Origin of the sequence: Kitasatospora sp. NPDC057542 (genome assembly GCF_042801945.1) — a bacterium.
GTDB lineage: Bacteria > Actinomycetota > Actinomycetes > Streptomycetales > Streptomycetaceae > Kitasatospora.
In genome coordinates, this window is the sequence record NZ_JBHVFE010000675.1 from 1 (window position 1) to 3,455 (window position 3,455).

Here is a 3,455-nt window from a genome sequence, read left to right on the forward strand (position 1 = left end):
CTCCTCTACCGTCCAGCGGCTTCCCGCGATCTTGACCAGCGTGGACAACGGGACCGGGCGGGGCGAGTAGCAGCGGTAGTAGGCCAGTTCACCGGCGCTGCGGTTGCGGCGGAACCAGCAGATGCTGATGGCTCGCCGGGTCTCTTGTATTGATGGCGACGTGCGCCCAGTCGTAGTAGCGGTGCCCCTTCGCGCCGTGTCCGGCAGACAGCTTCTGCCAGGCCCTGCGCGGGATGCGCTTGGAAAGGCGGTCGGCGCGCTGGGGTCCGGCCGGGGTAGGGACGCGGTGCGTGCGGGAGACCGCAAGCACGTAGCCGAGCCCGCGCCTTTCCAGGGCCGCGCGCAGGTGCGGGTTGTCGCCGTAGACCTCGTCGCCGGCCGCCCACGCGGCCGGGGCACCGAAGCGCAAGGAGCGGATCATCGAGGCACTGTTCGAGCAGGTCGCGAAGCTGTCGGAACTGTGCGACGAAGAAGCCGTCGCTCGGACAACGGCGAGCTGATCCGGAGCGGCCAGGACCGGGCACCGGTCGGCCATGCAAGGGTGATCCGCCCGCGCGGCGGCGCCGAGTTCCGGGTCCCCTGCCCGGCGCCGCTGGGACGATGCTGGCCATGTCCTGCGCCTGCGACGCCGGTCTGACCGTCCAGCTCCACGGCGGCGGCGACCGCTACCCCGTGATCCCGGCCGCCCGCCACGGCGAGCTCTCCTTCTGGTTCGACGCCCGGTGCACCCGGTGCAACGACCGCTACGAAGCCCCGTTCGCGCGGGTGGACGGCTGCGGCGAGGCGCTGGCCGACCAGACCGGCGACCTACCGCTGGTGGACGTGATGTGGCTGCGCAGGCAGTGCGGGCCGTTCACCTGCGGCTGCGACCAGGACCAGTTGGACCCCGCGGCCGCCGCGCCGGAAGGGTGAACCGGCCCGCCCCGGGGCCGGACGGGCGGGCGTCCGGTACCACCGGAGCGTCGGCCCGGGGCCCGGCACCGTCCCGTGGGAACCTCGCGCCATGGTCTACCGCTACGAGCACACCGTCGAGCCGCTGACGGTGGGAGGGCTGCGCCTGCTGCTGGCCGGCCTGGACGACTCCACCCCGATCGAGGTCGTCGTCCCGACCGGCCCGAGCACCGAGTGCGGCGTCCGCGACGAGCAGCCCCTGGTCCTCACTGGCGGCTCCGGGGACTGGACCGTCGACCTCGCCACCGGCCGCCCCATCCTGACCCTGGACGCCGACTACCCGCCCGGCGCCTACAAGCGGCTCGACAACGGCCGCCACGTCCCCGACCACCGGTAGGCCAGGGCTGTCCGTCCCGGGGGCGCCCGGGCGGGAACGGGGGCAGGCTGGAGGTATGGCCGGGGACCGGAACGCGGAGCTCGCCGCCCTCGCGCGCCAGGCCGTGGCCGCCGCGGGCGGCCTGCGGCTGGTGGTCGAGCGGATGGGCGATCTCGGCTGGCGGATGCAGGACTACAGCGTCGAGGACCTCCTCGACGTCGCCTCCGCCCTGCGCGGCACCGCGATCCTGATCGCCCTCGACACCGGCGACATGGAGCTGTTCCATGAGCTCACCGGCCACCGGGTGCACGAGACCAGCGACGCCGCCCGGTGGTTCCGGGACCAGGGAGGCGACGACCGGCCCTTACCGGGCCGACCCGGGTCGGCCGTTCCGGCCGCCGGGGATGACCCGCAGGACGGGGCCGGCGGGGGCGAACTCGCCGAGGTTGAGAGCGGCGTCGCGCCAGTTGGCGATTAGCTCCAGCAGCCGGGCGGTGTCGTCGGGGAACGACGGCGCGTCGGCGCCGGGGACGACGGGCTGGAGGATGGCTGCGGCGAGCCGGACGGCGTGCAGGGCGGTGGTTCCGCGCGGGTCGACCCCGTCGGCGTGCCCGACGCGGCGCAGGGCGTCGAGGCGCTTCTCCAGCTCCAGCAGCATGTCGTAGGCCGGGACGTACGCCGGGTTGCTCCACTCCTCGGTCACCGGACCGCCTCCCGGTCGGCGGCGTTCGTGTCCTCCGCGCCGGGGCCGTCCGGCTCCGGCGCGTCGGTCCAGGTGCCGAACGGGCCGGGCCGCCCGGGCTCGGCGCCGAGCAGCAGCGCGCCGCCCTTCATCCGGTGTGCTCCGGGGATCACGGGGCGACCTCCGCGCGGTCGGCGGCGGTGAGCTGGGCGCGCTGGGCGACCAGGCGCTCGCGCAGGTCGGTCTCCTCGGCGGTGAGCGGACCTTCGGGCCGCACGATCCGCGCGGGCCTGGGCCGCAGCGGCAGGCCATCGTTCGCCGCGGCGAGGGCTGCGGCTTCCTCGGCGTCGGCGAGCGCCCGGTACACCGAGGCCACCGACGGGTGCTCGCCGGCGTTCTTGCCGGTCTTGATGACGAGCTTTTTGGCGATCTCGGGCACCGGGGTGCCCTTGTCCTTGAGCGCGACGGCGAAGGTCAGCATGTCGTCGTCGATGACCTTCGGCCGGCCGCCGTGGTTGCCCTTGCGGGCGGCGGTCTGCTGGCCCTCCAGGGTCTTCTCCCGGATGTAGTTGCGGTCGAGCTGGGCGGCGACGGCCAGCACGGCGAAGAGCATCGAGCCCATGCCGTTGGGGTCGTAGACGCCGGTGAGCGGGCCGGTGAGGAGTTCGAGCAGGATGCCGGCTCCCTCCAGGTCGGCGGAGAGCTGCATCAGCTCGGCGGCGTTGCGGGCCAGGCGCTTCATCTCGTGGACGGTGAGGATGACGACCTGGTCGGGCGCTGCCCCCTTGAACTCGGCGGCGAGCTTGAGGGCTGCGGCCATCTCGGGGCGGTGCTTGACGCGGGTGCTGATCTTCTCCCGGAAGATCTTCGTGCAGCCCGCCGCCTCCAGCGCCTCGATCTGGCTGGCCAGCTCCTGGCTGACCATGGACGTGCGGGCGTACCCGATCCGCGCCGGCCGGGAGCCGGCGGCGGGCTCGGGGACGACGGCGAGCGCCGGGCCCGGCTGCCAGGTCCGGCCCGGGCCCCGGTCGGCGGGGACGAGGACTTCGAGGTCCTCGCGCAGCGCGGGCACCAGGATGAAGCGCGGCGTGTGGTACTTCGAGGCGGTCTTCCCGCCGAGGGTCCGGCACGGACTGCCGGGCGGCGCCTGGCACTTCGGGCATTCGTTTCGTTCCACCGCAGATGCTGCCCGATCGGGCGTCAGATCCATGGCGGAAGTCTCTCAGAAGTGCTTCGCAGAAGTGCGGAGTTCCGAGAGGTTTTCTGCGGGAGCGGACCGGGGCGAATCGGACACGGTTCGGGCCTCTCGCAGAACTCGCACATCTGGTCATTTCTGCGAGTGACCCACCGTCACGGGCATCACGCTCGGCGACACGGAGCGGCGGTCAAGCAACCATGATCGTTCTCAGTGCCAACCACGGTTCCATTGATCCCCGAGGCCGGGCACTGCGCGGCTACCGGAAGCAGCTCCGATCGGTGGCGCAGGTGGGAGGCCCTCGCCTGAGG

Annotated in this window: 7 protein-coding genes; 3 read left to right on the forward strand and 4 right to left on the reverse strand. The window is 73.1% G+C overall.

Going from position 1 to position 3,455, the window contains the following annotated elements:
- Positions 1-88: 88 nt before the first annotated feature.
- Positions 89-421 (reverse strand): hypothetical protein, encoded by a 333-nt coding sequence (locus ACFU7Y_RS41885; RefSeq protein ID WP_380771664.1) that lies wholly within the window; start codon positions 419-421, stop codon positions 89-91.
- Positions 422-609: 188 nt separating this feature from the next.
- On the opposite strand from ACFU7Y_RS41885, the gene ACFU7Y_RS41890 reads away from it, so the two are divergent.
- From ACFU7Y_RS41890 to ACFU7Y_RS41900, 3 genes are all read left to right on the forward strand, one after another.
- On the forward strand, positions 610-912 hold the full coding sequence (locus tag ACFU7Y_RS41890) for a hypothetical protein (protein WP_380771666.1): 303 nt from the start codon (positions 610-612) through the stop codon (positions 910-912).
- A 91-nt stretch (positions 913-1,003) separates the two neighbouring features.
- On the forward strand, positions 1,004-1,288 hold the full coding sequence (locus tag ACFU7Y_RS41895) for a DUF6225 family protein (protein WP_380771668.1): 285 nt from the start codon (positions 1,004-1,006) through the stop codon (positions 1,286-1,288).
- Positions 1,289-1,343: 55 nt separating this feature from the next.
- Positions 1,344-1,745 (forward strand): hypothetical protein, encoded by a 402-nt coding sequence (locus tag ACFU7Y_RS41900; protein WP_380771670.1) that lies wholly within the window; start codon positions 1,344-1,346, stop codon positions 1,743-1,745.
- Here ACFU7Y_RS41900 and ACFU7Y_RS41905 read toward each other — a convergent pair.
- From ACFU7Y_RS41905 to ACFU7Y_RS41915, 3 genes are read right to left on the reverse strand one after another with little or no spacing between them, the layout of a single operon-like run.
- On the reverse strand, positions 1,632-1,970 hold the full coding sequence (locus ACFU7Y_RS41905) for a hypothetical protein (protein WP_380771671.1): 339 nt from the start codon (positions 1,968-1,970) through the stop codon (positions 1,632-1,634). The genes ACFU7Y_RS41900 and ACFU7Y_RS41905 overlap by 114 nt on opposite strands.
- A complete protein-coding gene (locus ACFU7Y_RS41910; RefSeq protein ID WP_380771673.1) occupies positions 1,967-2,122 on the reverse strand; it encodes a hypothetical protein in 156 nt (51 codons plus the stop codon). Before ACFU7Y_RS41910 ends, ACFU7Y_RS41905 begins: the two co-directional genes overlap by 4 nt.
- Entirely contained in the window at positions 2,119-3,126 is a 1,008-nt protein-coding gene (locus ACFU7Y_RS41915) for a recombinase family protein (RefSeq protein WP_380771675.1), read from the reverse strand. Before ACFU7Y_RS41915 ends, ACFU7Y_RS41910 begins: the two co-directional genes overlap by 4 nt.
- Positions 3,127-3,455 lie beyond the last annotated feature (329 nt).

Excerpts from the sequence above, each read along its gene's own strand:
- ACFU7Y_RS41885 (WP_380771664.1), bottom strand. The coding sequence starts at position 421 with ATGATCCGCTCCTTGCGCTTCGGTGCCCCGGCCGCGTGGGCGGCCGGC.
- ACFU7Y_RS41890 (WP_380771666.1), top strand. The coding sequence starts at position 610 with ATGTCCTGCGCCTGCGACGCCGGTCTGACCGTCCAGCTCCACGGCGGC.
- ACFU7Y_RS41895 (WP_380771668.1), top strand. The coding sequence starts at position 1,004 with ATGGTCTACCGCTACGAGCACACCGTCGAGCCGCTGACGGTGGGAGGG.
- ACFU7Y_RS41900 (WP_380771670.1), top strand. The coding sequence starts at position 1,344 with ATGGCCGGGGACCGGAACGCGGAGCTCGCCGCCCTCGCGCGCCAGGCC.